The organism is Weissella oryzae SG25, assembly GCF_000691805.2.
Classification (GTDB): Bacteria; Bacillota; Bacilli; order Lactobacillales; family Lactobacillaceae; genus Weissella; species Weissella oryzae.
Window position 1 is genome coordinate 1 of the sequence record NZ_DF820517.1, and the last position, 2,079, is coordinate 2,079.

At 34.1% G+C, this 2,079-nt stretch carries 3 protein-coding genes; all 3 read left to right on the forward strand.

Going from position 1 to position 2,079, the window contains the following annotated elements; all coding sequences use genetic code 11:
* Positions 1-144: 144 nt before the first annotated feature.
* On the forward strand, positions 145-540 hold the full coding sequence (locus TT13_RS10740; protein WP_145912385.1) for a hypothetical protein: 396 nt from the start codon (positions 145-147) through the stop codon (positions 538-540).
* Between the two features lie 3 nt (positions 541-543).
* A complete protein-coding gene (locus TT13_RS10745; protein WP_027699945.1) occupies positions 544-945 on the forward strand; it encodes a hypothetical protein in 402 nt (133 codons plus the stop codon).
* 1 nt (position 946) lies between these two features.
* Positions 947-2,079 (forward strand): BppU family phage baseplate upper protein (locus TT13_RS10750; RefSeq protein WP_052348639.1); only part of this gene is annotated, 1,133 nt, incomplete at its 3' end.

Below are 2,079 nucleotides of genomic sequence, written 5' to 3' on the forward strand. Positions count from 1 at the left end.
CCTTAAATAGTTTGAAAAGGACAGTTAATGATTATCTAAATCAAATGATAAATAATAAAAATAACAGTGACAAAATTACTAGTGGTATTTCTGGAGATATTCAAAAAACATTGAACAATGGGATTATTTGGGATTGGAGGGGAAATGATGAACAAACTACCTAGTCGGCCGGAAATTCAACCTACAATCGATAAATTTGGAATTAATAAGGATTATGGATTGTGGGCAACCGTCTCCAATAAATTACGCTCATTTGTAGACCCAGCTGGTATTCATCTAACACCATCTGATTTTAGTGACCTATATTTACCAGCAATTCTATTTGTTGATGAAAAAGGTACGCAACATGAGTTTAGTTTGAATTCAAAAAATCAGTTATTAATTGATGACAAAGTAATGATTGACTTGTCAGAATTTTATACTAAGGCACAAGTTGATGAACTACTTAAAGAAGCAACTATATTAACTTCTCCAAATGGCACTAAATATCAAATAAGCATTAACGATAATGGAGAAATTGTTACTACTAAGGAGGTGTAATGGTTGGATAAAAAATTGGTAAGCAATAATATTAATAACCTCATTAGCTTAGTTAATAACGTAAATCAAGATTTACAAGAAATGATGGTTATCGGAGAAATTCCTAAGTTCCAAAATATAACGTTAAACAATGAATATAATTTAAAGGCCTATCAAGAAATTGATGAGGCCTTTAATTTTGCTATAAAAGTTATTAATACACTCGTTGAAATCTCTTGGAAATTAAAAGTTAAAAATATTACTACTGGAGAATCGGTAGAAAAGCTCAAGTCTTTTAGACTAGATAACGTCCAAGAAAAGCAAGTTGAGAAACTTATTAGTGGCAAACTTTCAGAATTCAAAAGCAAGTTTGATGAGGCTTATGAATTGCTGATTATTTATGGATATGTAGAAGAAAGGAAGTAATATGTTAACAGCAAATACGGTAGGCAGGTTCGTCATTGTTAATACACTGTTAAATACAACAGATGTAACTTTGATTGACCAATTAAATGGCCGCCAAGGTGACAATGGCCGAGAAATATTCTTTTGGCTGAAGAAGGGTGATTTACCTTTTAATATTTCAAACAAAGACGTCAAGATTACAGTTAAAGATGCAGGAGGTAAAGTTAAACAAATTTCCGGTATTAAAGATGTTATTAAGGCTGATGCCGGTCAGTTTTCAATGATTATTCCAAGTGAAATGTATCAAGCAGCGGGGGATATTCAAGAGGGTTATATCAGTGTGATTGATACTGATGGGACAGTTATTTCAAGTATTCCGATTATGTTTAACGTTCTATCTAACAACATTATTATCACTTCAAATCCATCTAGTGATTACATCGATACAATTGAGAAGGTAATTAATGAAGCAAAGGCTAAATTAGCAAATATTAGTGACACCTTACAGATGCAACAAGCTGCATATGATGCTTTAAAAGTTTCCTTAACGGCGATTATCCAGCAAATCAATGATAAGCAAGTAGCTATTTTGAATGGTGACAATGATTTTAGTGGTGCTAATACGTTTACTCAACCAATTAAAGCTGGTTTGGCAACTCGTTTAGCAACCTTTACTGATTTAGCGAATGTGGCTAAAGATACGATCAAGTATGCTGGTAATTGGTCAATTAGCAACGTAGTTATTGGAAATTCGCCAATTAGTGGGCAATATACTTTAGATGTAGAACCCGGTTATGATAGTCAATCAGGCCACTTAACAATTCATGATTTAGGTTCTAATACTGAGCTTTATGCAAGTGTTGATAAGGGAATAATCAAAGCCTGGAAACGAGTGTCAGGGGATTTAGTGGCAACACTTATTCCAGCTAAGGCAGACCTAAATGATTACACAGTACCGGGTATTTATGATAGTGGCGAAAATGCCGCAACAATTCTAAACGGGATTACTAACCCTAGTACCGAAATCGGTCATGATTTTATTTTGACTGTTACAGCTGATGCTAAAGGAACAACGATTCAACAGGACTTAAAAACCTATACAGGTTGGGCATTCACTCGGACGATTTATCAAGGTCAAGCAACGGTTTGGACGGC

Excerpts from the sequence above, each read along its gene's own strand:
- TT13_RS10740 (WP_145912385.1), top strand. The coding sequence starts at position 145 with ATGATGAACAAACTACCTAGTCGGCCGGAAATTCAACCTACAATCGAT.